This window comes from Enterococcus sp. DIV1639a, from assembly GCF_050530445.1.
Lineage (GTDB): Bacteria > Bacillota > Bacilli > Lactobacillales > Enterococcaceae > Enterococcus_B > Enterococcus_B hirae.
The window spans coordinates 418,762-444,614 of record NZ_CP172886.1; the positions used below are offsets into that span (position 1 = coordinate 418,762).

Genomic DNA, 25,853 nt, shown 5'->3' on the forward strand with positions numbered 1-25,853 from the left:
AGGGGGACTTCTAGTTGATTTTTAGTTTTTTTTTAGAGGTTAAAGCAATAAATTAAACATTTATCAGAAAAAAATCTTGAAAAAAAGAATATATTTGCTATACTGTATCAGTGTGCATTGTCATATGCATTATTTTGACTGATAATCGAAGGATTATGAGTGAAAACGTGGGAGGAGAAATATGCATCTCCAATTAACCACATCACGGACTTAAGGAGGTATGTCTCGTGGCAAAGAAAGTAGAAAAAATCGTTAAATTGCAAATTCCTGCAGGTAAAGCAACTCCAGCTCCACCAGTAGGTCCTGCACTAGGTCAAGCGGGTATCAATATCATGGGATTCACTAAAGAATTCAACGCTCGTACAGCTGATCAAGCAGGTTTAATCATTCCGGTTGTTATTTCTGTATACGAAGACCGTTCATTCACATTCGTTACAAAAACACCACCAGCTGCAGTATTATTGAAAAAAGCTGCAAAAATCGATAAAGGTTCAGGCGAACCAAACAAAACTAAAGTTGCTAAAGTTTCTAGCGATCAAGTAAAAGAAATCGCTGAATTAAAAATGGAAGACCTAAACGCAGCTGACATCGAAGCAGCTATGCGCATGGTTGAAGGAACTGCACGAAGCATGGGGATCACTGTAGAATAATCGCTACACCCTAAGAAAGTAGCTTCTCAGTTGGCTCTGTATTGAAAGATATAGAACACGTGGGAGGTACAACCGTTATAACCACAATCAAGGAGGAACCAAAATGGCTAAAAAGAGCAAAAAAATGCAAGACGCATTAAAAAAAGTTGATTCAAGTAAAGTTTATCCTGTTGCCGAGGCTGTAGCTTTAGCAAAAGAAACAAACATTGCAAAATTTGACGCGACTGTTGAAGTTGCATACCGTTTGAACGTAGACCCTAAAAAAGCAGACCAACAAATTCGTGGTGCTGTAGTATTACCAAACGGAACTGGTAAAACACAAACTGTTTTAGTTTTTGCTAAAGGAGACAAAGCAAAAGAAGCTGAAGCAGCTGGTGCAGATTTCGTTGGTGACGACGACATGGTTCAAAAAATCCAAAACGGATGGTTTGACTTTGACGTAGTTGTTGCTACACCTGATATGATGGCAACTGTTGGTCGTCTAGGACGTGTTTTAGGACCTAAAGGCTTAATGCCAAACCCTAAAACAGGTACTGTAACAATGGACGTAACAAAAGCTGTTAACGAAGTAAAAGCTGGTAAAGTTACTTACCGCGTAGACAAAGCTGGAAACATCCATGTACCAATCGGTAAAGTATCATTCGACAATGAAAAATTAGTTGAAAACTTTGCAACAATCCATGATGTATTAGTGAAAGCTAAACCATCAGCAGCTAAAGGTCAATACATGAAAAATATCACAGTTACAACAACATTTGGACCTGGTATCCATGTAGACCAAGCTTCTTTCTAATTCTTGAATTAGAACGTTGATTGATCCAACTGAAAAATAATTCTTGACTCAACTAGTTTAGCATGCTAAGCTAGTTGAGGTTAATAATTAACTTGTACCGAAGACAGTAGGTGGCGTAGCCTTAATTTCCTACCGAGGACGTTTATTGAATACTTTCAATAGTCCCTCTATGTCTACGGTGGCATAGAGTTTTTTTATTGTGAATCACTAAGAACGAAGTGAGTAGATGATGAACAATACTTGGCGAACAGAGTGAGCGAAGTTCCCTCTCAAGCGAAGCATGATGAATCACTAAGAACGAAGTGAGTAGATGATGAACAATACTCGGTCAATGATCAAGTGTAAAAACTCTTCCATCAAAATTCAGGAGGTGAAACTCAAAAATGAGTGAAGCAATTATCGCAAAAAAAGCAGCAATCGTTGATGAAGTGAGCGAAAAATTTACAGCAGCAGCTTCTGTAGTCGTAGTTGACTACCGTGGTTTAACTGTTGATGAAGTGACTCGTTTACGTAAACAACTTCGTGATGCAAACGTAGAAATGAAAGTTATCAAAAACTCAATCCTTTCACGTGCCGCTAAAAAAGCTGGATTAGAAGGCTTAGACGAAGTATTCACTGGACCTACAGCCGTTGCATTTAGTAACGAAGACGTTGTAGCACCAGCGAAAATCATGGACGAATTTGCTAAAGAAGCAAAAGCATTAGAAATCAAAGGCGGTATCATCGAAGGTAAAGTATCTTCATTGGAAGAAATCACAGCATTGGCAAAATTGCCAAACCGCGAAGGACTTCTATCTATGTTGCTATCTGTACTACAAGCGCCAGTCCGCAACGTGGCTTACGCTGTCAAAGCAGTGGCAGACAAAGAAGATGGAGATGCAGCTTAATAGCCGCATAGCATAAATAAAAATACGAACATCTAAAACGGAGGAAATTATAATGGCAATGAACATTGAAAACATTGTTGCTGAGTTAAAAGAAGCAACTATCCTAGAACTTAACGACTTAGTTAAAGCTATTGAAGAAGAATTTGGCGTATCTGCTGCTGCTCCTGTAGCTGCAGTTGCTGCTGGTGGCGCTGCTGCTGCTGAAGAACAAACAGAATTCACTGTAGAATTAACTGCAGCTGGAGACCAAAAAGTTAAAGTTATCAAAGCAGTTCGTGAAGCAACTGGCTTAGGCTTGAAAGAAGCTAAAGCTGTAGTTGACGGAGCTCCTGCACCAGTTAAAGAAGGCGTATCTAAAGAAGAAGCTGAAGAATTAAAAGCTAAACTTGAAGAAGTTGGCGCATCTGTAACTGTTAAATAATTTTATTTAATGATTCGAGTACCGCAATCCTGTTCACTTAGGATTGCGGTACTTTTTTTGGCTCTTTGTCAAATGATGTTGCTATAGAGAAATCTTATAATAACTGGAACAGAAAGAAGAAAAGCTTCTTTTTGTTCTTTCTAATATCATATTCGGTGATTTCTGTATTATCGAAATATTTAAACGTGTTATGTTTGGTATTTTTGTATTGAATATATTTTTTCTCCAATAAATTTAGTTTGACTAGGATAAATAGAATTATTTAATTTTTTTATTTTAAAGTAAAAAATGTTATTTTTTAGAGAAAATAATGTATAAATAATATATAAATAAAGATTTAAAGTTACAAAACATAACATCTTCTATTAAAAAACATAAATTATTTAACAAATTAAATAAAAATGTGTTTTAATGTAGTTAACATAGAAAGCGCTTCCTATGAAAAAAGGTTAAAATAACAGAATATAATATTGGAGGTAAGTTATATGAATATAAAAAAAATAGCGGTGTTATCTTCGGCAACTCTTATGTTAGTTGCAACTTCTGTCTCCCCAGTGCTAGGATTGAGTAGTACTGTATTTGCAGCTGAAATTGGAACAAAAGTTGATAAGATTAATGATTTACCAGAATCCAAGTTATTTACTGATGCGGTTGCAAATAAAAATCCGAAATTTAGTGTAAATGTTTCTTATGATGGTGATACTAAAATCAGTCAGTTGTTAGATGAAAATTTAAATGCTGTAGCTACTGAAATTTCAAACCCTACCACTTCGGAAATTTTAGCCGTGAAAAGAACAGATAAAGAAGTAATTGTTGAAAAAACAATAAAAGGGTATGATGGCAACTATGTTGTAAACACAGAGCATTTTGCGTATGCTACAATTGATGAGAGTACAAATCCTATCAATATTAGTCCAAGATATTATTATACGCCTTGGAGATATACTAATATTGCGGTAGGAACAAATCTTTTTTCATTCCTTACTGATCTTTCAGTAGGAGCAGTAGTTGCATTTACAGCAAATGTTTTTGGTATTACTGCAAAAGCAGCTGATTTGTTACTAGGATATATGGGAGCAAAAGGATTAAGTACTGGAGAGGCTATTGCAGCAGCACTAGATACAAATGGGAACGGTTGGATTGGATTATACGTTCGGGAAATGTGGAATGATTCGCAGACTGTTTTTATTGGAACAGAATATAAAACAATGTAAGTAAGGTGTAATGATGAAAAAGTTCGATTCCAGATATATAATAGGTGTATTTCTTGTATTGTTTATTTTAATAGGAAGTGTAGAATTCATTTTGAAAGGGCATCACTCATTTATTCTCAATGAAATTTATTTTAGAGTACCTATTGTTGTTGTCGGTATGGTTGAGATGCTACCAAATGAGAAAGGTTGGGGAACGTTTCGTGTGCTTTTTCTCGTTTTTTTGAGTGATTATTTATTAAAAAAAATATTCGATCATTTTGGGTTAGAAGAAATAACACTTACATTTATACCCTATCTAATTATCTTAGGAATCCTTTTGGTTATTTTCTTTGCCAGATTAACGATAAAAAAAGACTTTTTCAAACACATAAAAAAGGAAAATAAATGAACAGAAGAGGCTGTGACAGAAGTGTCTAGCTCTGAGAAATAAGCCGGAGAATCCAAAAATAGCATCCCCTATTTTTGGTGTTCTACGGCTTATTTTCTGATAGAATTTGGAATACCGTGGAAATGAGGTTGTGAGAGTATCGGGTAGCTCCAATGACAATAAGAAAGAATTTTTTGAAACAGCTGCCCATGTTTTGAGATTTTTTGACTTATCGCCTAAGGTCAGCTCTTTGAATACCGTTTACCCGTTTTTAAAGTGATTCCCCAGACTCTTTTTCTCATACTTCTGAATAATTACCAATGTGATAAAAAGCGTAAAATGAATAAAAAAGACTCATAGTTATTTTTGTGATACTCTAATAGAAGATGGATTATTTTAGGCAGGTGAAAAAATGAAAACAAAAAAACTACGTGTTTTCTTAATCATTATTGGACTCCTTTTGATTCTATTTATTGGTTATCGTTTATATTTGGAGTATCAGACGGATATCCAAATGTTTTTGGATCCCAAGACCAGTCGACAAGCATTACTGGATCAGATTCGATCACATGGCTTTCGGACAGCGCTCTTTTTGATATTACTGATCAGCGTGATGTGTGCTGTTCCAGGTATCCCTACTTCTGTCATCGGTGTATTGGTAGGTTTAAGCTATGGTCCGTTGCTAGGAACTTTAATCAATGTCTCTGGTAATGCTTTTGGGAATATGTTATCGATTTTTTTAATGCAACATTTAAAGCTGTTTGATCATTCAAAAAAATCCAATCGCTGGGTAACTGCGATCCGCAATATGAAACATCCCAAAATTGGCGTAATGGTGGGGTACATGGTTCCTGTGATCCCTTCTTCCGTTATCAACTTTGCAGCGATGACGTTAAATCTACAAATTCGTGACATCATTTTATCAATCGTGATTGGCGTGATTCCTTCCTCGATTCTTTATGCTTGTGGAGGCGAAGCGTTATTTCATGGCTATAGTAAGACGGCTTTGTTGTTAGTAGCTAGTGTCCTTATTTTGACACTTCTAGTGGTAATTATTTACAAGGATCGTAGAAAACGACATGTAAAATAATTGATATTATCAATGATTAAAAGAAATATCCCTTTGATTTCGTTCTATACTTTTAAGATTCTTTTTTATTTTAATTTCACGATAACTTATGTTTCATAAAGTAGTAAAACACTGAACTTTCCTATTTCCAATTTTTCTAAGAAGTTGTAAACTAATAAAGGAAATGAGGGAAATAAATGGATAAAAATGAAAAAACGACGTTAACATCTTCACTGATTTTGCTCTTATCAATTACTTGTGGTGTGGTAGTAGCGAATATGTATTATATCCAACCGATCGGTACGAAAGTGGCAACCAGTTTATCGGTTAGCACTAGTGCGATTGGTATTTTGACGATGTTGACTCAACTTGGTTATGCGTTAGGTTTGTTGTTTTTGGTGCCATTAGGGGATGTAGTCGATCGTCCGAAGTTGATTATCCGAATGGCTGCACTCTCTGCGATTTCATTATTAGCGGCCTTTTTTGCACCGTCATTTACATTATTTGCGTGTGCTTCTTTTTTGATCGGCTTATTATCGATCGTGCCCCAAATCATTATTCCCTATGGAGCAGTATTGGCAGGGCCCAAGGCTAGAGGGAAAGTGATGGGGACCTTGTTAAGCGGTTTATTAGTAGGGATCTTACTTTCACGGACGGTTTCGGGCATTGTAGCAAGCCTCTTTTCTTGGCGGATGATTTATCTTTTTGCTTTAGTGTTAGTGGCTATCTTGACCGGATTATTGTATTGGAAAATGCCAAGAACGCAAATAAAAACAACTTCATCTGTATCGTATCTTGATTCCTTAAAAAGTTTACCTTATTTAGTGAAAACACAACGCTTATTGAGAGAAGCGTCTATTAGCGGCTTTTTTATGTTTGGAACTTTTTCGATTTTTTGGTCAACATTGATTTTTTATATCAGTAGTCCGGTGTATCATTGGGGAACATTTGAAGCAGGAATTTTGGCGATTTTTGGACTATCAGGAGTAGTAGCTGCACCGATTGTTGGCCGGTTGTCTGATTCTTATTCCGAGAGAAAGATTGTCGGAATGGGACTTGCGATGCAAACGCTCAGTTTTGTTGCTTTATTAGTTGCAGGGAGTCATTTAGTCGTTTTGTTAGTGGCAATTATTCTGTTAGATGTCGGGAATCAATTTGGGCAAGTGGCAAATCAGACACGAGTACAAGGACTAGGCGAAGCAGCAAGTAATCGGAATAATACAGTATTTATGTTTATGTATTTTATTGGTGGTGCTACTGGTTCATTACTAGGCACAACGATGTGGCAACAATTTGGTTGGCTCGGTGTGACACTTACTGGTTTAGCCTTTCAATTATGTGCCTATATTTGTCAATACATCATTTTTCAAAAGCGGTTGCGATAGAAGTGTCCAACTTGAAAAGTAAGCTGAAGGATTCGAAAGTCGTTTTTCGATTCTTTCGCTTACTTTTTTAATATACTTCTATCCTATTTTATTTGGGAGTTTCTATAACTGATTTCGTGATCAACCGCAGTTATTAGAAAATTTCGTGTAACTTCCAACGAAAAAATAATATGGATACGTTCAATAGTATAAAATCACTTTGTTTAGTACCAGTTATATTATGAAAGATCCAAAAAAATATTCAGTAGACTACTTAGAAATTTTTATATTTAATTTGTATAACATTTTCATATGAAAATGAGTTGTTTCCATAAAAATCTATTCACTTGAAAGATATGTTTTGATAATTTCGTTAAACTGAGTTTAACTTAATTTAGCAAAAGGATTGGAGATGAAAGATATGGAAACAGTAGCAAGAAAAATAGGTAATTCTGTGGGGGCAATTTTCCCGAAGGATATATCTCCAAAAGTGGGAGAATTATTTACTATTTTGAAAGTAGGAGAAGCATATATATTGAAACCTAAGAAAGAAGATATTTTTAAAAACGAAAAGGCTTGGGAAGGTTTTAGAGAATCGATTACAGCCGAAGAATCCGAATGGGATAGCATGAAACTTGAAGGCGAGGAATACTAGATGAAATATCCAAAACAAAAGGATATTATTTGGATTGACTTTGACCCTTCTAAAGGTAAAGATATAAGAAAGCGTAGACCTGCGTTAGTAGTTAGTAGAGACGAGTTTAATGAGCGTACAGGTTTTTGCTTAGTTTGTCCTATCACTTCTACAAAGAGGAACTTTGCAACATATATTGAAATAAAAGACCCGCAGAAAATAGTGGGTGAAGTAGCTACACACCAATTAAGATCGGTTGATTACACCACAAGAAATATTGAAAAAATTGAACAATGCGATTTGTTGACGTGGATTGAAGTGGTGGAAGTGATAGGGATGTTTATTTAGTAGGAGATAACAGGCAAAGTAGTAATTTCCATTTTAGAGAAAGTTAGATTACTCACCGCTTTTACGACGTTGGTTTTGCTAATAATTGACCATGTAGAAAAAAGTAACCATCTTCGAACTTTGGCGAATGAAGATACAATAGACACTTAATAAGACTACTGTTTTTTTTACGGTTCTAAATTGGGGCGATGTTTACCTGAACACTTAAGAAAAAAGAAAAGATTGTAAAAAACGATGAGCGAAACAGCAATAGCCCCATCCACACAAGGGTTCTTGTGTAGAGGAGACAGGCTGGTGTTAAAGGCTGTACATAATCTATTTTTAGAGAATTTAGTCAATTTTATCCCTCGATTTCAATGACTCGATCGACTAAATCCTGGTAAAATTCTTGTTCATGAGAGACGATGATCACCGTCCCAGGAAAATGCTTGATACCGGTTTGTAAGCTATCTTTTGTTTCATGATCGATATGATTCGTTGGTTCATCAAGAATTAATAAGTTTCCTTGGTTCATCGTGAGTTGTGCCAATTTTACTTTGGTTTGTTCACCACCGCTAAGAGTAGAAAGTGGTTCACTAGCTAGTTGATTGACTAAACCAGATTTGGCTAGTTGTCTTCTTAATTCTTTAACGGTTGCTTTAGGAAACTGTGCGCCTAGATATTGTAAGGGTGTTTCTAAAGGTTTTTCCCAAATGAGATCTTGTGAAAAATAATTGATCGCTGTGTTGTCGGGAAAGTGATATTCGCCGGCTAGTTGTTCGATTTCGCCAATCAAGGTTTTCAAAAGTGTGGATTTACCAATACCGTTAAATCCACGAATCGCCACTTTTTCACCAAAGCGGATGGTTAGGTTGATCGGCGAAAGCAAAGGTCGGTCATACCCAATAACTAAATCGGTCGTTTCAACAGCCAATGTCGTTACGATCGGAGAATAAGGAAAATCAAAGATTGGCTTAGCTGTTGAGGCAGGCGGAGTCAATCGCTCAATTTTATCTAATTGTTTTTGGCGACTTTTTGCCATGGTAGAGCGAGAACCAGCTTTATATTTTCGGATATAAGCTTCGGTTTTTTCGATGTGCTTTTGTTGGGCATGGAATTGGCGTAGATAACTTTCACGGTTTTGTTCTTTTTGTCGTAATGCTTGTTTTAAATGACCCGTATATTTGGTGATTTTACCAAATTCTATGTCAGCGATATGGGTTGTGATTTTATCTAAAAATTCCTGGTCATGAGAAATCACGATATAAGCGCCCTCGAATGATTGTAAAAATTGAGTAAGCCATTGGATATGTTGGTCATCTAAGTGATTGGTTGGTTCATCTAAGATCAGAACATCGGGATTTTCTAAGAGTAATTTTGCCAAAATCACTTTGGAACGTTGACCACCACTCAGTTTTTTTAGAGGAGTGGACAATCCTAAAACGTCAATGCCTAGACCACTACTCATCTCAGCGACTAAGGTATCAATTTGATAGAATACTCCTTGGTCTAATTCTGTTTGAAGCTTTCCCGCTTTTTCGAGTAATGCCTCTTCCATTGTTTCGCTATATTCTTGATAAAGTTGGGTAATCAATGCTTCTTTTTTAAATTCATCAGAATAGGCTGTTTTTAAAAATTCTTCGATGGTCAATGTTTCATCCACCGCTACATATTGATCTAAATAGCCTCTATGGATATTTTTTTGCCAATGAACTTGTCCGTCATCTGGTAGAATTTCTCCTGTGATGATCTTGATCAATGTACTTTTGCCAGCTCCATTTTGTCCGATCAATCCTAGATGTTCTCCAGCATTGACTTGGAGTTGTACATTTTCATATAAGATTTTATCTCCAAATTGTTGCGTGATGTTTGTTAATGTTAAAAGACTCATGTTCTGTTCCTTTCTAATAATGTTATGCATGTTAAGAAGACTAATAGAAGAAAGCAAAACAAATAAAAAAGCTGATCTGAAGTTGTTCAACATACTATAGGATCATTCGACATGATCGAACGAATCTAGGAGAACATGTCAGTTAAAATTTTTAAATAAGTTGCTCGTCTTTTAGAAAATCGTTTCTCAGTTAATGAGAAGTAGCGATTGTTTTCTAAATTTCTTGGTCTTTAATGTTTTAATTATAAAAAACGTATACTAAAAGTATCAGTTTAAAGGACATGCGATAGGTTATCTTATGCAACCTAACATGCAAGGGACAAGATTGTCAAGAAAACGAAAATTGTCGGTTTTGGTCTATACTAATATTGTAAAAAAAGACAAGTCGTGCTATAATTGGGCTATACCAAAAACAAAGGAGTAGTCGTTATGGAAATCATTCGAGTGAAAAATGCTGAAGAGGGCGGAAAAAAAGCTTTTGAAATTATTAAAAAAGGCATGGAAAATGGGGCAAAAGTATTAGGTCTTGCAACAGGTAGTACGCCAATTACTTTATACAAAGAAATGACTTCAAGCGATCTGGATTTCAGTGACATGACTTCTGTAAACTTAGACGAGTACGTTGGACTAGGCGGTTCAGATGATCAAAGTTACCGTCATTTTATGAATAGCCAATTGTTTGATAAAAAACCATTTAAAGAATCATATGTACCAGATGGAAAAGCTGCTGATCTTGAAGCGGCTTGTCAAGAATACGATGAAATCCTTGAACAACATCCAATCGATATCCAAATTCTAGGAATTGGTCAAAATGGGCATATCGGATTCAATGAACCTGGAGCACCATTTGATGGCACAACTTCAGTAGTGGACTTAACAGAATCAACGATTAATGCGAATAAACGATTCTTTGAAAAGGCAGAAGATGTTCCAACAAAAGCTGTCTCAATGGGGATTGGTTCGATCTTAAAAGGAAAAGAGATTGTCTTACTTGCTTATGGTGAAAACAAAGCAGATGCAATCAAAGGAATGATTCAAGGACCAATGACCACTGATTTGCCAGCAAGTGCTTTGCAAGAACACGACAACGTGATCGTGATTATTGATGATGCAGCAGGAAGCAAACTATAAGAATAAATAAAAATTTTGGGGGGCTGCTCGTTTTCAGCTCCCTTTTTTGATCGAATAAGATTTTTAATCTGTCGCACAAAGCAATGGGGGGATTTGCTTTGTTTGAAGTTGCGAAACATGCTATATTGGTTTGGAGGGGATTTATATGGATGAGATGATCTTATCGGTCCCAGAAATCATCTTACGACTAGGGATTGCATTGATCTTTGGCGGGGCGATTGGATTTGAACGGCAATATAAAAATCGTCCAGCAGGGATGCGGACGCATATTTTAGTATGTATGGGTGCTTGTATCATTGCGCTGATCCAAGTGGAAATTGCAAGTAAAGCGTTACGTGATGCGTTAGAATACCCAGAACTAGTTGGTACGATTCGCTCAGATGAAGCACGTTTGATTGCACAAGTCGTTAGTGGCGTTGGGTTTTTAGGAGCTGGCACGATCATTGTGACGAAACAATCAGTCACCGGGCTAACCACAGCTGCTTCCCTGTGGGCGATTGCTGGACTAGGAATCGCTATTGGTATGGGATTTTATTGGATTGCGATCATTAGTTTTATCGGGATCGTGATTGCATTAACGGTTGTCAAAAAAATTATCCACGTACCAACGACCAAAAAACTAGAAATCCAATATATTCATCGGAAAGAAACCAAAGATTTCTTGACCGAGTATTTTGAACAACGAGGAATTATCATTGAAGACGTAAATTTTGACGTGGATTTCGTGGAGGATTATCGGGTATATAAAAATATTTATACAATTGACTTACCAAAGGACATGACTTATGCAGATGTCATTGAAGAGTTATCTGTCCATAAAAATATCATGAAGCTTCATTTAGTTAGTGTGGCACAATGAAACAATTCCTTTCAGTTGGTAATATAAGGCTTTTCACACATTGGTTTTATGAAGAGTCGGTTACAAAAGAAAAAACGCTCATTCGCTAAGAGAGTATTTCCTATTTTAGCCAATGAGCGTTTTTGGTGTCTTTTTTTGATTTATTTGCATTTGTTTAGATAATGATTTCAGTCATTAAGCTTAGAAGTTTTTTAAATTTGAAAATTAGCTACTAGTAATTAGAAAAAGAAAGAATATTTTTGTAGCTGTTTATCAGAAAAGAGCGCTTTAATTCTAATAAAATGATAAAATGAAAGTATCAAGTGTTGGAGGAGATGTATGCAAGCAAAGTTTAAAAATTCAAAATTATTATTTTGGACTGTCGAGTTGGTACTGACGATTATTGGGGTATATTTTATTTTACAGATGCCAAATGTCTTTAGTCCAGTGTTAAAAATGTTATCAGCGATTTTATTGCCATTGCTGGTTGCTGGATTTTTCTATTATATGTTTGATCCGGTCGTTGTTTTTTTGGAAAAACGAAAAATCCCAAGGGTTTATGGATACATATTAACGCTAGTTGTTCTAGTCGTACTAGCGGTTTTAGCGATAATGAATGTGATTCCACAATTGGCAGAACAGACGATCCAGTTGACTAAAAGTTTGCCGATGTATGCGGAAGAGACAAGTAAATGGCTCAATGAATTGGCACAGCGTGAGGAAATCAAAAATTTCAATATTGAAGAACAATTAGCTTCGGCTAATCTTTCGTTGAGTAATTTGTTCAATATTGTATTGGTAAGCTTATCCAGCAGTGTCTCTAAAGTTTTTTCATTTATGATGCAGTTTTTTGTTTTACTGTTTACCGTGCCTTTTATTCTATTATTCATGTTTAAAGACGGACACAAATTTATCGATGCTTTAGCAAAATTCTTTCCACAAGGGATTCGAGGTGAAGTACGTCAAACGGTCAAAGAACTAAATGAGACGTTATCGGCATATATCAGTAGTACGATCGTTGATGCGGTTATCATTGGTATCATGAGTTTTATTGCTATGACCATCTTTAAACAACCATATAGTTTATTGTTAGCTGTATTTTGTGGTATCACCAATATTATTCCATATGTGGGACCTTTTATTGGTGCTGTCCCGGCAGTGATCGTTGGTCTATTTGTTTCACCATTCCAAGCATTATACATGGCGCTTTCGATCCTTGTTATCCAACAATTAGATGGAAATGTAATCAAACCGTTATTATTTGGGAAAAACATGAATATGCATCCATTAACGATTATCTTAGTGTTGATCGGTGCTGGCAGTGTCGCAGGGATTCTAGGAATGTTGATTTGTATTCCGGTGTATGCTGTCATTAAAACATTAGTCTTGAATATCAGAAAAATTTACTTATTGCGAAAGTTTGATTCTGGTGTGGAACCAACGATCCAAGAGATAAAAACGAATGGACGTGAAAATTAAAGGTACTATAAAGAAGTAGAAGGTAGCACAACAGTAGTCACTAAGTAATTTTGTACACCATTCATTATTTATTAGAGAGAGCCTGGGACAAAACTTGTCTCAGGCTCTTTTAGTATCTCTAAAACGAATAAACGGTGAGACAAAAGCAGCATCTTCGGAAATAAGCCGAAATTTACCAAAAATTTGAGAAGCAATTTTCGGAAATTCCTTCTTATTTCTTGATGCTAAACACTTTTGTCTCAACCTCCTCTTTTTTTGTTAAAATTCTTATGAGTTCCTGGGATTATTTGAAAATGAGTAATTTTTGCCCATAATAAGTTAAAAAAGACTATAATAAACAAAATCTTTCTTACGCTTTCGTAAAAAGTAAGTAACGGATAACGAAGTTAAAGAAAACGCATACAAAATTGTCTGTTGCAATGGACAAAGTCCAGTGAAACAAAATAAATAATGTGTCTTATGATAAAGATACACAGGGGGGATGAAACATGACTAGTCAGATGAATCGAGAAAATAAGTTGATCCTTTTGTTATCAAAACAAAAAGATTATATGACTTCAGAAGAACTAGCCATTCTATTAGAAACTTCGACCAAAACAATTTACCGTTTGATAAAGAAAATCAATCTTGAATTTCCTAACGGTCACTTGATCCTAGCCGAAAAAGGTCGGGGGTACAAATTAGATTATGGGAAGTTTATCGAACAAACCAATGAACTGAATAAACCCTCTGTAGAGCTATCGCCTGCTGAACGTCAAGATCGAGTAATGGAAGAATTACTGATGGTTTCACCTAAAGCACTTAAAATCACTGAGCTGTTCAGAGATTATTATGTTGGTGATTCTGCTATTGCCAATGATGAAAAGCAGATAGCTAAGAAAATAAAAAAGTTTGATCTTGAACTGATCCGTAAAAATCGCACGCTTGCGATCCAAGGATCAGAAACAAATATTCGGCGAGGGATCGCCGAAGTCATCTGGCGGATGAATATTCTTGATATTGATGAAATCAATCGAACAAAAGAGTTGAATTTTAATCGTTACGATGTGTTGTTTGTATCAGAACAATTGAAATTGATTGAAAAAACATTAGGCGGTGGAATCCCTTATCCTTATAACGTCAATATTTTTTCACATCTGTACATCATGATCAGCCGTTCCAGAAAGACGAATTACCAAATCAAAGAAATCGAGTTATCTACCGAGCAACTTCAATCGTTAGACCACGAAAGTCCAATTTATGAGATGGCGATGATCGTGATCCAAAACGTGGAACGTTATCTCGTTACTCGCTTACCGATGAACGAAGTCTATTATTTGTATCAATATCTGGTATCCTCACGGATGGAAAAAACAACGCAAAAGAAACAGGTTTTTCCAGATAAAGTATCAGAAATTACCTCTTATTACCTGAAAGAGGTGGGCGATAAAATCAATCTGAAGGTGGCGAATGAAGCGATTTTTGTTGATCTAGCCAATCACATCAAACCAATGCTCAATCGGTTAAAAAATCATATCCATGTCAAAAACGGATTGTTAGAACAAATTCAATTGACCTATGAAGAGATTTATAAAAATGTATCAGTTGTTTCTAAAGATGTTAGCAAAAAGTATCAGCTGCCTTTGATCAATCAAGATGAAATCGGTTTTATCACATTATATTTTGCACGGATGTTGGAAACACAGCAACTACCGATTCAAACACTGATCATGTGTACTACAGGGATCGGTACTTCAGAATTATTAAGAGCAAAAATCAATAAGAAGTTTCCTGAACTGGCGGTCGTTGATGTGATTGCCACCAAGAATTACCAATCAGCATTAGAAAAAAATCCCGGAATTGAATTGATTTTAACAACCATTGGAATCAAAGATCCGCTGCCTGCACGTACATTACTTGTTAGCGGCATGTTAACAGCAGATGATCAGTTAAGAATCCAACGAAAGATTGAGGAAATATACAATGAAAGATGATTGGCTCGAATATGTTCCTCCCACAGTATTCCATTCACGAAATGAAGTCTATGAATGGCTAGCACAGCAAGTCGATTCAGAAATGGGAATAAAAAAAGAACAAATCGTACAAGCGTTGTTGGAACGCGAGGAAACTGGAGATATTCAAATTGATGAAGGGGTACTTCTACCTCATATTGAAAATCAATTAGTCAAAGCAACAAAAGTCATTATTTTGCCATTAGAACAAAGAATTGCGAACTGGAACCCAGCAATCCAACAAGTCGAGTTGATTCTTGCGGTATTTCTGGCACCGCAAGAAAAAATCGAAACCAAGCGTCAAATAGCAAACTTCATGCGCCTACTAGCAGATGAACAAGTAATCGAAACTTTAAAAGAAGGAAAAAGACTGGAAACAATCGATGGAAACGAAAGGAGAAATGACAAATGAAAATCATTGGAGTAGCAGCTTGTACCGTGGGGATTGCCCACACCTACATTGCTCAAGAAAAATTAGAAAATGCAGCTAAAAAAGCAGGGCATGAGATACACGTAGAAACCCAAGGAACCATCGGGATCGAGAATGAACTAACGCCTGCACAAATCAAAGAAGCAGATTTGGTGATCTTAGCAGTGGATGTAAAAATCAGTGGTCGAGAACGGTTTGAAGGAAAGCGGATCATCCAAGTACCGACTGAAATTGCGATCAAATCACCAAATAAGTTGATTGAGAAAGCCATGGAAGTCGTAAAACAGTAAAGAATAGGAGTGAAATTTGATGGTAGAAGTAGCAAAAATCATTGATCCAAATAATATTAAGACCAATTTAGTGGGGGAAACGAAAGATGAAGTACTCAAAGAATTGGCAACGGTGTTATTGCAAAATCATTATATTACAGATGTAGATGGCTTCATGGCAGATATCTATGCGCGAGAAGAAGAAGGACAAACTGGGATCGGCAATTATATTGCCATTCCTCATGGGAAAAGTCCTTATGTAGATAGAATTGGTGTAGCAATCGGTGTTACAGAAAATGAAATTCCGTGGGAATCATTAGATGGTAAGGGAGTCAAAGGAATTATTTTATTTGCAGTGGGGGATGATAATGAAGGGGCACAAGAACACTTGAAGTTACTTTCGCTATTTGCTAGGAAACTAGGTAATGATGAAGTAATCGAGCAATTGATCCAAGCAAAAGATGCAGATGAAGTGGTCGCAGCATTCAGCTAAAAATCAAAGGAGGATAAAAAGATGAAAATCGTTGGAGTAGCAGCTTGTACCGTGGGGATTGCCCACACCTATATTGCCCAAGAGAAACTAGAGAATGCGGCAAAAAAAGCAGGACATGAGATGCACGTAGAAACTCAAGGAACCATCGGGATCGAAAATGAATTAACACCCGAACAAATCAAGGAAGCAGATTTGGTAATCTTAGCAGTTGACGTGAAAATCAGTGGTCGAGAACGCTTTGAAGGGAAAAGAATCATCCAAGTACCAACTGAGATTGCGGTGAAATCACCCAATAAATTGATTGAAAAAGCGCAAGAAGTGTTAGTACAGCAAAGTATTTCATAAAAATAAGGAGGAAGACTGATGGAAAAGATAAAGAAGCTGAATCTGAAAGGGCATTTGTTAACTGCCATCTCTTATTTAATTCCCATTGTGTGTGGTGCGGGATTTCTGATTGCGATTGGGATGGCATTTGGTGGAACGAGCCAAGGAACTTTGGTGCAAGGCGAATTTTCATTTTTTGATGCCTTAGCAACGATGGGTGGTGCTGGTTTAGGCTTATTACCAGTCGTGATTGCTACGGGGATTTCTTACTCGATTGCTGGAAAACCTGGTATTGCTCCTGGCTTTATTATTGGTTTAACAGCTAATGCGATCGGTGCAGGGTTTATTGGTGGAATATTAGGTGGTTATCTAGCTGGTTATCTTGTTTTAGCAATTTTAAAATATTTCAAAGTGCCAAATTGGGCAAAAGGCTTGATGCCAACATTGATTATTCCTTTTGTTGCTTCATTTATTGGTGGATTAGTGATGGTCTATGTGATTGGAGCTCCAGTCGCAGCATTCACTTCTTTACTAACGAACTTCTTGGATGGATTAGGAAACTCTTCCTTGTTGATCTTTGGGGGAGTGATCGGTTTACTAAGTGGTGTTGACTATGGTGGACCAATCAACAAGACAGTTTTTGCTTTTGTGTTAACGATGCAAGCAGAAGGCGTGAACGGTCCTATTACAGCTTTACAACTTGTGAATACCGCTACACCAATCGGTTTTGGCCTAGCTTATTTCATAGCTAAACTTTTCCGCAAAAACATTTATACAAAGGTTGAAGTGGAAACCTTAAAGTCAGCAGTTCCTATGGGTGTGATCAATATCGTTGAAGGGGTCATCCCGCTAGTGATGAATGATATTGTTCGTGGGGTTGTAGCAACTGCAATCGGGGGCTTTGCTGGTGGTGCGACTACTATGATCTTAGGTGCAGATGCAACGGTTCCTTTTGGAGGCGTTTTAATGATCCCAACGATGTCACGTCCTTGGGCAGGCGTTATCGCCATTTTAGTCAATGTGATCGTGACAGCGGTTGTTTTAGCCATCATTAAGAAAGATGTTGGTGAGGAAGTCACAACAGTCCCAGAAAAAGAAGAGGAAGACATTCGTTTAGATGACATTCAAATCTTTTAAGCGATAAAGCAAATTAGTTAAAAGGTGTCGCTATAGTGTAGATAAATTATAGAATAAAGGAGTTTTTTCAATGAGCAAAGTAGCTTTTTCACCATCCTTAATGACGATGGATTTAGATAAATTCAAAGAACAAATCGAATTTTTGAATGAACATGTTGATTCTTACCATATCGATATCATGGACGGCCATTACGTTCCGAACATTACATTATCGCCATGGTTCATCGATGAAGTACGTAAAATCAGTCAATTACCTATGTCTGCTCATTTAATGGTCAGCGATCAAAGTTTTTGGGTAAATCAACTAATCCAACAAAAATGTGAGTGGATTTGTATGCATGCTGAATTACTTGACGGTTTAGCTTTTCGTTTGATTGATCAAATCCATGATGCTGGCTTAAAAGCTGGAGTAGTCTTAAACCCTGAAACACCAATTGAAACGATTTTTCCTTATATCGAATTAGTTGATAAAGTAACGATCATGACAGTTGATCCAGGATTTGCTGGTCAACGATTTATCGAAAGTACATTAGATAAAATCACCGCATTACGACAATTACGGCAAGAAAAAGGATATCATTATTTGATCGAAATGGATGGTTCGTCTAACCGTCAATCATTTAAGCGAATTGATCAAGCCAATCCAGATATTTATATTATTGGGCGTAGCGGATTATTCGGCTTAGATGAGGATATCAAAACTTCTTGGGAGATCATGAAAAAAGATTTTGAAGAGATGACTGGAAAAACAGTCGAATCAAATAGTATAAATGCGTACAGTCTATAGCTATACAAGAATCAAAAATTACTTTTAGGGAATAAATACGCTTTTCTTGCAATACCCGTGTAAGGAATGCTGAGAATATAAACAAAAAATAAACCAAAGAACTTCAAAAATAGGGAAATCTATTTTTTGAATTCTTTGGTTTATTTTGCGTACTTAGGTTTAGGTACCTCTGTCACGATCTCTCAAAAATGATCGATCAATAGAGAAATTCGGTATCGTGTTTCAATGCAAGTTGTAAGTAATCATCTGCTGGTTGTTGATCCGTGACGATGTATTCAAAAGAGGTCCAATCAGAAAATTTATACGCATGTTTTTTATCAAATTTTGTATAGTCGACTAATAACAAACTTTTATCTCCTCTAGACATTACCTTCTTTTTCACTAAGGCTTGAGCAAAATTAGCTTCATAGATCCCTGATAAATCAATTCCTGTCGAACTAAAAATACATAAATCGATTTGAAAAAGGTCTAAGAAAGAATTCCCATAGTCCCCAACAACGCTCTCGGCATCCTTGATTACTTCACCCGCCAGCATAAAAACTTTGGAATCTTCCGTACAAGCTTGAGAAAGCTCATAGGCGATTTTCAAGCCATTGGTTATGACAACGAGATTTGACAGTTTAACTAAATAGGGAAGCAGCTGTTTCACAGTTGAACTTGAGTCAATAAAAAGACTCATTCCTGGTCCAATAAATGTGCTAGCGATCTCCGCAATTTTTTCTTTTTCTTGAACCATGACATTTTCACGATAATTTGTTGAGATGACGTGATTTCTTTCGACTTCTAAAACGACACCACCACGGTAACGACGGATGATCCCATCTTTTTCAAGTGCGACTAATTCACGCCTTAAAGTCGAAGGAGAGCAAAACAACTGTTTTTGCAGTTCTGAGTTATCTAATTTTTTATATTTTTTTAGCAAAGTTAAGATTTGTTCTTTTCGTGACTCAGTCATGGCTATCCCTCCTTAACCACTGGTCTAACATGACTAAAGTGTACCACAAGAAACTTATTTTTGTCCGTATGTTTTAAAACGAATCGCCATATTTGCCATTTCTTCTTCAGACATCAAGGTTGGTTTGCCAACACTTGAAGCAATGATATGGACTTTTGAACAATATTCTAATTCTTCTAAAACGGCAAAGGCTTCAGTCATTGTCTTTCCACCAGTTAAAACGCCATGATTTGCTAATAAAACGGCTTTTCGATCTTTCATGGCTTCATAGGCATTTAGAGATAATTCTTCCGTGCCAAATGAAGCATAGTCTGCACAACGAACATCTTTACCGGCAACAGCAATCATGTAATGTGATGCAGGCAATGGTTGTCTGAGGACCGCTAGCGCAGTGGAATAAATCGTGTGACCATGGATGATATAGTCTAGATCTTCCCGCTTTTCATACATGATCCCGTGCATTCGCCATTCACTGGAAGGGCGACGATGACCTTGAACGATCGTTCCATCTAATCGCATAGTCACGATGTCAGGTAATTCGATTTTATCAAATGGGATTCCAGAAGGCGTGATGAGCATCACTTCATCTTGTCGGATATACGTACTTAAATTTCCGCCTGTTCCTAAGGTATAGCCATCTGCTATTAATTTATTTCCATAATCGATCAATTCTTGTTTTTGTATTGAATACATCATAATCCTTCTTCCATCATCTTATTTATAAAAGGGGCCAAATGATTGGCAAGCATTGAAATCAGCTGCTTCTAAATCTTTTGTTCCGAAACCAGAAAAGGCGTGGGGTCTAAAGATTTTTTCACTAGGTACGTTGTGAAGTGAAACGGGAATGCGAAGCATACTGGCTAATGTCAGTAGTTCTGCGCCTACGTGACCGTGGACACTAGCGCCATGGTTACTTCCCCAGTGGTTCATCATCGTATACACATCTTCAAAGCCTTTTTCACCTAAGTTTGGTGCAAACCAGAGTGTTGGCCATGTTTGATCGGTTCGTTCGTTTAAGATGTCATGGACTTCATCAGGTAATGAACAGGAATAACCCTCTGCTACTTGTAAAGTTGGTCCCACACCTTCAACGATATTCAAACGAATGAGCGTTAAAGGTAATTCTGCTTGTAGATGGTATTGACTGGAGAAGCCACCGCCTCTAAAGTATTCATAATTAGCACGACACCATTTTGTTTTTTCCAAGCAGGCTTGGATATCGGTTTTCGTCATATTCCAAAATTCTTTCATCGTTGGATTACCTTCGTGATCGATACTTCCACCACTGCCATCTAAAGCACTCGCACCTGAATTCAGTAGATGGATTAAGCCATGTTGTGCTTTACCCGTTAATTTGTGCCCAGTGATTCTTTCCACTGACTCCGCACTCCAATAGGTTCTGACATCGGAAAAAATCGGTGCTTTATTAGTCAATAAAGAGCCAAATAACATAGCAGCAGCGTTACAGGTATCATTTTCAGTAGCGAATGAGACGGGTTGTTTAGGGCCGTTCCAGTCAAAAGTACTGGTTAAAATAGATTCCATAAAATCACCATTGGGTAGCCAGTCGGTCCATTGTCGTTGTCCTTGGAACCCTCCAGCAATGGCATTTCTGCCTTTTGCTTCTTCCAGCCAACCCAATTTTGCTAGTTCAGGGTTGCCAAATAAAAGATCACGAACGATTAGTGTTTGTTTGGCAATAAAGTCCCACTGATCTTCTTCAGCGATATAGCGTGATTTTGTAATGACTTCTGGGAATGACTTGCCTGCATTGATATCGATTCCTTCCTGACAATATTGTTTGATCCAAGTTCTAATGGTGTCATATTCTTTCGGATCAAAGATATTTAGTTCGATTCGACGTAAGACTTCAGTCATATCCACATATTCAACTTGCATCCCTAGATATTTTTCAAAAAAGGTTTGATTGATTTGACTACCGGCAATTCCCATCGAAGAAGCACCAATGTTCACATAAGATTTGTTTTTCATTTCCCCGGCAGCCACACTCGCACGTGCAAAGAGTAAGATTTTTTCTTGGACGTCAGCTGGAATCGACTTGTCGTCACTATCTTGGACTTGTTCACCATAGATCTTATAGGCAGGGATTCCTTTTTGCGCATAGCCACTCATAGCGGCAGCTAAGTAAACAGCTCCTGGTCGTTCTGTACCATTAAATCCCCAAATCGCCTTAAAGGTATCTGGTCGTAAATCGATCGTTTCTGTGCCATAGCACCAGCAAGGTGTCACCGTTAAGGTAGCAACCACATCTTGACGGGCAAAATCATCGTCAACAAAGCTGGCATCGGCGTAACCGCCAATCGTTTGTTCTGGTAAAACGCACTGTACTGGAGTGCCATCCATGTAATAAAGGGATGTTTCGATCAATTCTTTTGCTCGACGCGCCATGTCCAGCGTTTGTTGTTCTAATGATTCACGGACGCCTCCTTGTCTGCCATCGATCGTGGGTCTAATGCCGATTTTAGGATAATTCATTGATGTTCCTCCTCATAAATTGTTTATAGTTGATATAAGTTTGGTTAAAGGGTGTCGAAGTTTCTGGAAAAAAAGAAATTGGTGGATAATTTTCTGTAACGAGTGTCACCAATTCCTCTCTATTTTTGATTGCTTTGATCGCTAAAAATTGGGCTAACGCATTACCTAAAGCTGAATTTTCAGAATAGCAGACCTCTATCGTCGTTTGCGTTAAATTGGCTGTTAGTTGAGTCAAAAAGTGTGATTTACTCCCACCACCAAATAAATATAGCTTAGTGAAAGGAGCGGAACCTGCTAATTTATCGAACGTTTCAGCGTATTTAAATGCTAGATTTTGATAGATGGCTAAAAACAATTGTTGTGGCTCTTCAATTGATGAAAAATGATGTTGGTTTCCGTATTGCTGCAATTTTTTTACAAATTGACCTTTACTCAAAAATTCAGGATGTTCGTTATCAAAGAAAAAATGAATCGGCTCAGCAGTAAGTAGCATGTCTTGGATCTGTTGGATCGTGATTGACTGGGTTTGATTGCTGAACGCTAAAGCTTCCTCAATGAACCACATTCCTAACATGTTTTTGAGTTTTAATATTTTTCCATCACCGGCTTGTTCATAAGAATAGTTCGTATCTAATGGATGATTGACCAAAATTCCTCTTTCTGATTTTTCTCCTAGAACAGACCAGGTGCCAGAGGATAAAAAGAAACAAGAGTGATCGTTGGTTGGTAAAGCAAAGATCGCACTAGCAGTATCATGGGACATCACCGAATGAATCGGAAGTTGTTTTTCGGCTAGATTTATCAAACCGATTTTTGTATATGGAAGAACGATCGTTGAGAACAAGGAAGGGGAAATCCCTAATTGTTCAATAAGGTCGGATGCCCATTGATGTTTATCGATATCGAATAATTGACTCGTTGAGGCGATCGAAGATTCTGTTAAGATCGTACCTGTTAATAAAAAATGGATCAGATCAGGCATCATCAAAAGAGTACTTGCTTTATTTAGCTGCTCAGGATAATGTTCTTTCAAGTAGAGTAGTTGGGAACTGGTATTGATCGATGCATTTGGAATCCCTGTACGTTCGTGAAAGTGAGTTGGTAAATCCCCACCATAATGTAAATTAGGTTCTTTCAGCATAGTTTGATAGCAAAGTGGTGGTAGCACTAGCTGTCCTTTTTTATCTATCAAACCAAAATCACAGCCCCATGTATCGATGCCGATACTTTCAATGACATATTCTGTAGTTGCTAAAGTAATGATTTCCTTGATATTCGTCATGATTTTCTCAATATTCCAATGGATTTCATCTTTGTTGGAATCAATCACTTGGTAATCAGTGAAACGATAAACTTTTTCTTCCTTGATTTGACCATTCATTAAGGAAAAAACGATACCTCGCGCACTGGTAGCACCTAAATCAAAGGCTAAGATCGTACTCATAGATTTTTCCTCCTTTTCTAAGTGGATAGCAAATCTGCTTCGGTTATAATCATACAATAGAACGCTTACATATTTTCGCGTGAATCATTTTTTGAATAAATGTCAACAAATTATTCAAGTATGGAAACGTTTTAAATTGCTCGTTATACTTTGGTTAAATCAAATAGAAATGTTAACGGAGGAAAAAAATGAGTGTAAATAGTGAACGAAAATGGTTTTCTGAGAGTCGATATGGTTTATTTATTCATTTCGGATTGTATTCAGTGGCAGGAAGACATGAATGGGTCCAGACTTTAGAAGAAATCAGTGTAACAGATTACCAAAAATATCTGGATCAATTCGATCCTGATTTATTAGATCCACATGAATGGGCTCAAAAAGCCAAAGAAGCAGGTTTTAAGTATGTCATTATTACAGCAAAACATCATGATGGCTTTTGTTTATGGCATACAAAAGAAACAGAATATCATATAGGAAAAACACCGTATCAAAGAGATTTGTTAGGAGAATTGATTGAAGCATTTCGTGAAGTGGGGATCAAAATTGGTCTTTATTATTCTTTATTAGACTGGCATCATCCAGATTTCTTAGTAGATGGCTATCATCCAATGAGAAATAATCCAACCTATATCGAACAACATCCTGGCAACATGGAAAATTATCGCCAATTTATGGCGAATCAAGTCAGAGAATTATTGACAAGTTACGGTACGATTGACTATCTATGGTTTGATTTTTCTTATAAAAGCAGAGATTGGGGGACTTCGGTCGGTAAAGGGGCGCAAGATTGGGGAAGTGTTGAATTAGAAAAAATGATCCATGAGATTCAACCCAATATTTTGATCAATGACCGGTTAGACTTACATCGTGGTGTACTTACCCCAGAACAATTTGCTAGAAGTAAGGCAATGGACAACGAAGAAGAGGTATGGGAAACCGTTCAAACCTTAAATAATAGTTGGGGTTACGATCGGGACAATCTTAATTTCAAAACGAGTGAAATGGTAGCGAAACAACTAGTGGATACTGTCTCCAAAGGTGGGAATTTCACGATGAATATTGGACCAAACGCACGAGGAGAGTGGGATGACAATAGCAATAGCATTTTAAGTTCTGTTGGTCAATGGCTACGAAAACATGGAAAAGCGATTTACGGTGCGGGGTTATCTAGTTTTACACCACCTCAAGATTGTCGATACACTCAAAAAGGAAATAAATTATATCTTCACATTTTTAGTTGGCCTTATCGAACGATTTTATTACCAGAATTAGGTGGGAAAGTGAAGTTTGCGAAACTACTCAATGATGGTTCCGAGATTCGTTTTGTCGATACGAAGCATTTAGGAGGAGAAAGAAAAGCGACAACTAATTTATACAAAGAGATTACTGAAGTTCATGTGAAGGAGGCGCTTGACCCGAGCATGTTGATGCTAAACATTCCGATTAAAGAACCAAATGAATTGATCCCAGTGATTGAATTAACACTAAAGGAGGAAGAAAAATGAGTATCGGCATTATTCTTGCAAGCCATGGCGAGTTCGCTTTAGGCGTAAAGCAAACGGGAGACATGATCTTTGGAGAACAAGAACAGGTAGATGTGTGTGTATTGATGCCTGAAAATAGTCCAGAAGAGTTTCGCCACCAAGTGGAACAGGTGTTAGCGAAGTATTCCGTTGATGATGAACTATTGTGTTTAGTTGATCTATGGAGTGGGACACCTTTTAATCAGCTGAACCAGCTGAAAGAAGAAGGAAGCAGAAAAATCGAAATTGTTTCTGGTTTGAATATTCCGATGCTGCTTCAAGCTTATAGCGAACGCTTTAATCCTAAGGCTTCGCTGAATGAAATCGTTCAGACCATTTCGACCGTCGGTGTTCAAGGGATTAAAACGTCCCTTGGAAGCACCGCAGCGGATTTACCATCGAACACAGCAGAGACTGAGCCATCAGTTGTGGCTTCCGTTTCCAACAAAATGAGTGAATTGGGGATCAGCCATGTCCGATTGGATGAACGGTTGATCCATGGTCAAGTAGCGACACTTTGGTTAGGGAAAATGGGAACAACAAGAGTTATGATCGTTGATGATGGAGTGGTCAATGATCCAATTGCTAAGGCCTCTTTAAAAGCTGCTGTTCCTGGTGGTATCAAATTGAGTATATTGAAAACGGTTACCGCTGCAAAACGGTTAAAAGAAGGGATTTATCAAGATCAAAAAATCATGTTGCTTACCAAAAAGATTCAAACGATCTTTGATTTGATCGATGCGGGTGTACCAATTGAATCATTTAATTTAGGCAATGCCAGTTCGAGAGAAGGAACCCTTCAAATCAAAAAATCCGTCTTTTTAACCGAAGCAGAAATTGCGAAGATTTTAGAGTTGGAAAAAGCAGGAGTCGTTGTGACGGCACAAATGGTACCAATGGAAGAAGAAAAACGATTTTCACAATTTTACGGAAAGTAGG

Annotated in this window: 27 protein-coding genes and 1 other annotated feature; of the genes, 22 read left to right on the forward strand and 5 right to left on the reverse strand. The window is 37.2% G+C overall.

Going from position 1 to position 25,853, the window contains the following annotated elements; genetic code table 11:
• Window positions 1–227: 227 nt before the first annotated feature.
• The 10 genes from rplK (at window position 228) to IGJ32_RS01960 (ending at window position 7,747) form a co-directional block, all read left to right on the forward strand.
• Window positions 228–650 (forward strand): 50S ribosomal protein L11, encoded by a 423-nt coding sequence (gene rplK, locus IGJ32_RS01915; RefSeq protein ID WP_010720151.1) that lies wholly within the window; start codon window positions 228–230, stop codon window positions 648–650.
• Window positions 651–753: 103 nt separating this feature from the next.
• On the forward strand, window positions 754–1,443 hold the full coding sequence (gene rplA, locus IGJ32_RS01920) for a 50S ribosomal protein L1 (RefSeq protein WP_010720150.1): 690 nt from the start codon (window positions 754–756) through the stop codon (window positions 1,441–1,443).
• Window positions 1,444–1,522: 79 nt separating this feature from the next.
• Window positions 1,523–1,648: a sequence feature (ribosomal protein L10 leader region), on the forward strand.
• Between the two features lie 178 nt (window positions 1,649–1,826).
• On the forward strand, window positions 1,827–2,330 hold the full coding sequence (gene rplJ, locus IGJ32_RS01925; RefSeq protein ID WP_010720149.1) for a 50S ribosomal protein L10: 504 nt from the start codon (window positions 1,827–1,829) through the stop codon (window positions 2,328–2,330).
• 52 nt (window positions 2,331–2,382) lie between these two features.
• Window positions 2,383–2,751, forward strand: a complete 369-nt coding sequence (gene rplL / locus IGJ32_RS01930; RefSeq protein ID WP_010720148.1) for a 50S ribosomal protein L7/L12 — start codon at window positions 2,383–2,385, stop codon at window positions 2,749–2,751.
• 485 nt (window positions 2,752–3,236) lie between these two features.
• Entirely contained in the window at window positions 3,237–3,965 is a 729-nt protein-coding gene (locus tag IGJ32_RS01935; protein WP_161652239.1) for a hypothetical protein, read from the forward strand.
• 13 nt (window positions 3,966–3,978) lie between these two features.
• Window positions 3,979–4,353: a hypothetical protein gene (locus IGJ32_RS01940; protein WP_342081650.1), complete on the forward strand. Its 375-nt coding sequence runs from the start codon at window positions 3,979–3,981 to the stop codon at window positions 4,351–4,353.
• Window positions 4,354–4,744: 391 nt separating this feature from the next.
• Window positions 4,745–5,422, forward strand: a complete 678-nt coding sequence (locus IGJ32_RS01945; protein WP_010720092.1) for a TVP38/TMEM64 family protein — start codon at window positions 4,745–4,747, stop codon at window positions 5,420–5,422.
• A gap of 176 nt (window positions 5,423–5,598) precedes the next feature.
• Window positions 5,599–6,786: an MFS transporter gene (locus tag IGJ32_RS01950; RefSeq protein WP_373169196.1), complete on the forward strand. Its 1,188-nt coding sequence runs from the start codon at window positions 5,599–5,601 to the stop codon at window positions 6,784–6,786.
• A 400-nt stretch (window positions 6,787–7,186) separates the two neighbouring features.
• Entirely contained in the window at window positions 7,187–7,420 is a 234-nt protein-coding gene (locus IGJ32_RS01955) for an AbrB/MazE/SpoVT family DNA-binding domain-containing protein (protein WP_178306194.1), read from the forward strand.
• Entirely contained in the window at window positions 7,421–7,747 is a 327-nt protein-coding gene (locus IGJ32_RS01960; RefSeq protein ID WP_010720089.1) for a type II toxin-antitoxin system PemK/MazF family toxin, read from the forward strand. It abuts the gene before it with no gap.
• Window positions 7,748–8,087: 340 nt separating this feature from the next.
• Here the strand turns inward: IGJ32_RS01960 and IGJ32_RS01965 are convergent, their stop codons facing one another.
• Window positions 8,088–9,617: an ABC-F family ATP-binding cassette domain-containing protein gene (locus tag IGJ32_RS01965; RefSeq protein ID WP_053765776.1), complete on the reverse strand. Its 1,530-nt coding sequence runs from the start codon at window positions 9,615–9,617 to the stop codon at window positions 8,088–8,090.
• A gap of 429 nt (window positions 9,618–10,046) precedes the next feature.
• Between IGJ32_RS01965 and IGJ32_RS01970 the strand changes: the two genes are divergently transcribed.
• From IGJ32_RS01970 to alsE, 10 genes are all read left to right on the forward strand, one after another.
• Window positions 10,047–10,748: a glucosamine-6-phosphate deaminase gene (locus IGJ32_RS01970; RefSeq protein WP_010720087.1), complete on the forward strand. Its 702-nt coding sequence runs from the start codon at window positions 10,047–10,049 to the stop codon at window positions 10,746–10,748.
• Window positions 10,749–10,893: 145 nt separating this feature from the next.
• Window positions 10,894–11,607, forward strand: a complete 714-nt coding sequence (locus IGJ32_RS01975; RefSeq protein ID WP_010720086.1) for an MgtC/SapB family protein — start codon at window positions 10,894–10,896, stop codon at window positions 11,605–11,607.
• Between the two features lie 318 nt (window positions 11,608–11,925).
• Window positions 11,926–13,065 carry an AI-2E family transporter gene (locus tag IGJ32_RS01980; RefSeq protein ID WP_010738456.1) on the forward strand — a complete coding sequence of 380 codons (1,140 nt, stop codon included), beginning with the start codon at window positions 11,926–11,928 and terminating at the stop codon, window positions 13,063–13,065.
• A 488-nt stretch (window positions 13,066–13,553) separates the two neighbouring features.
• Entirely contained in the window at window positions 13,554–15,038 is a 1,485-nt protein-coding gene (locus tag IGJ32_RS01985; protein ID WP_010720084.1) for a BglG family transcription antiterminator, read from the forward strand.
• The gene (locus IGJ32_RS01990) at window positions 15,028–15,468 is read left to right on the forward strand and encodes a PTS sugar transporter subunit IIA (protein WP_034699503.1); all 441 of its coding nucleotides are present in this window, start codon (window positions 15,028–15,030) and stop codon (window positions 15,466–15,468) included. Before IGJ32_RS01985 ends, IGJ32_RS01990 begins: the two co-directional genes overlap by 11 nt.
• Entirely contained in the window at window positions 15,465–15,776 is a 312-nt protein-coding gene (locus IGJ32_RS01995) for a PTS fructose transporter subunit IIB (RefSeq protein WP_010720082.1), read from the forward strand. The genes IGJ32_RS01990 and IGJ32_RS01995 overlap by 4 nt, the downstream gene beginning before the upstream one ends.
• Window positions 15,777–15,795: 19 nt before the next feature.
• Window positions 15,796–16,248, forward strand: coding sequence for a PTS sugar transporter subunit IIA (locus IGJ32_RS02000; RefSeq protein WP_010720081.1), 453 nt, complete (start codon window positions 15,796–15,798; stop codon window positions 16,246–16,248).
• 21 nt (window positions 16,249–16,269) lie between these two features.
• On the forward strand, window positions 16,270–16,593 hold the full coding sequence (locus IGJ32_RS02005) for a PTS fructose transporter subunit IIB (protein ID WP_010720080.1): 324 nt from the start codon (window positions 16,270–16,272) through the stop codon (window positions 16,591–16,593).
• 18 nt (window positions 16,594–16,611) lie between these two features.
• The gene (locus IGJ32_RS02010; RefSeq protein ID WP_010720079.1) at window positions 16,612–17,709 is read left to right on the forward strand and encodes a PTS fructose transporter subunit IIC; all 1,098 of its coding nucleotides are present in this window, start codon (window positions 16,612–16,614) and stop codon (window positions 17,707–17,709) included.
• 70 nt (window positions 17,710–17,779) lie between these two features.
• On the forward strand, window positions 17,780–18,496 hold the full coding sequence (alsE, locus tag IGJ32_RS02015) for a D-allulose 6-phosphate 3-epimerase (protein ID WP_010720078.1): 717 nt from the start codon (window positions 17,780–17,782) through the stop codon (window positions 18,494–18,496).
• Window positions 18,497–18,692: 196 nt separating this feature from the next.
• On the opposite strand, the gene IGJ32_RS02020 is transcribed toward alsE, so the two are convergent.
• Genes IGJ32_RS02020 through IGJ32_RS02035 form a run of 4 tightly spaced genes read right to left on the reverse strand, consistent with a single transcriptional unit; the run spans window position 18,693 to window position 23,391 of the window.
• Window positions 18,693–19,451, reverse strand: coding sequence for a DeoR/GlpR family DNA-binding transcription regulator (locus IGJ32_RS02020; RefSeq protein ID WP_010720077.1), 759 nt, complete (start codon window positions 19,449–19,451; stop codon window positions 18,693–18,695).
• Window positions 19,452–19,505: 54 nt separating this feature from the next.
• A complete protein-coding gene (locus tag IGJ32_RS02025) occupies window positions 19,506–20,144 on the reverse strand; it encodes an L-fuculose-phosphate aldolase (RefSeq protein ID WP_010738454.1) in 639 nt (212 codons plus the stop codon).
• 21 nt (window positions 20,145–20,165) lie between these two features.
• On the reverse strand, window positions 20,166–21,947 hold the full coding sequence (locus IGJ32_RS02030) for an L-fucose isomerase (protein ID WP_081127700.1): 1,782 nt from the start codon (window positions 21,945–21,947) through the stop codon (window positions 20,166–20,168).
• Window positions 21,934–23,391 (reverse strand): rhamnulokinase, encoded by a 1,458-nt coding sequence (locus IGJ32_RS02035; RefSeq protein ID WP_342081649.1) that lies wholly within the window; start codon window positions 23,389–23,391, stop codon window positions 21,934–21,936. The genes IGJ32_RS02030 and IGJ32_RS02035 overlap by 14 nt, the downstream gene beginning before the upstream one ends.
• Before the next feature lie 188 nt (window positions 23,392–23,579).
• Here IGJ32_RS02035 and IGJ32_RS02040 point away from each other — a divergent pair, with 188 nt between their 5' ends.
• Both IGJ32_RS02040 and IGJ32_RS02045 read left to right on the forward strand, forming a co-directional pair.
• Window positions 23,580–24,896 carry an alpha-L-fucosidase gene (locus IGJ32_RS02040; protein ID WP_342081648.1) on the forward strand — a complete coding sequence of 439 codons (1,317 nt, stop codon included), beginning with the start codon at window positions 23,580–23,582 and terminating at the stop codon, window positions 24,894–24,896.
• Window positions 24,893–25,852 carry a PTS mannose/fructose/sorbose transporter subunit IIAB gene (locus IGJ32_RS02045; protein WP_088745399.1) on the forward strand — a complete coding sequence of 320 codons (960 nt, stop codon included), beginning with the start codon at window positions 24,893–24,895 and terminating at the stop codon, window positions 25,850–25,852. Before IGJ32_RS02040 ends, IGJ32_RS02045 begins: the two co-directional genes overlap by 4 nt.
• Window position 25,853 lies beyond the last annotated feature (1 nt).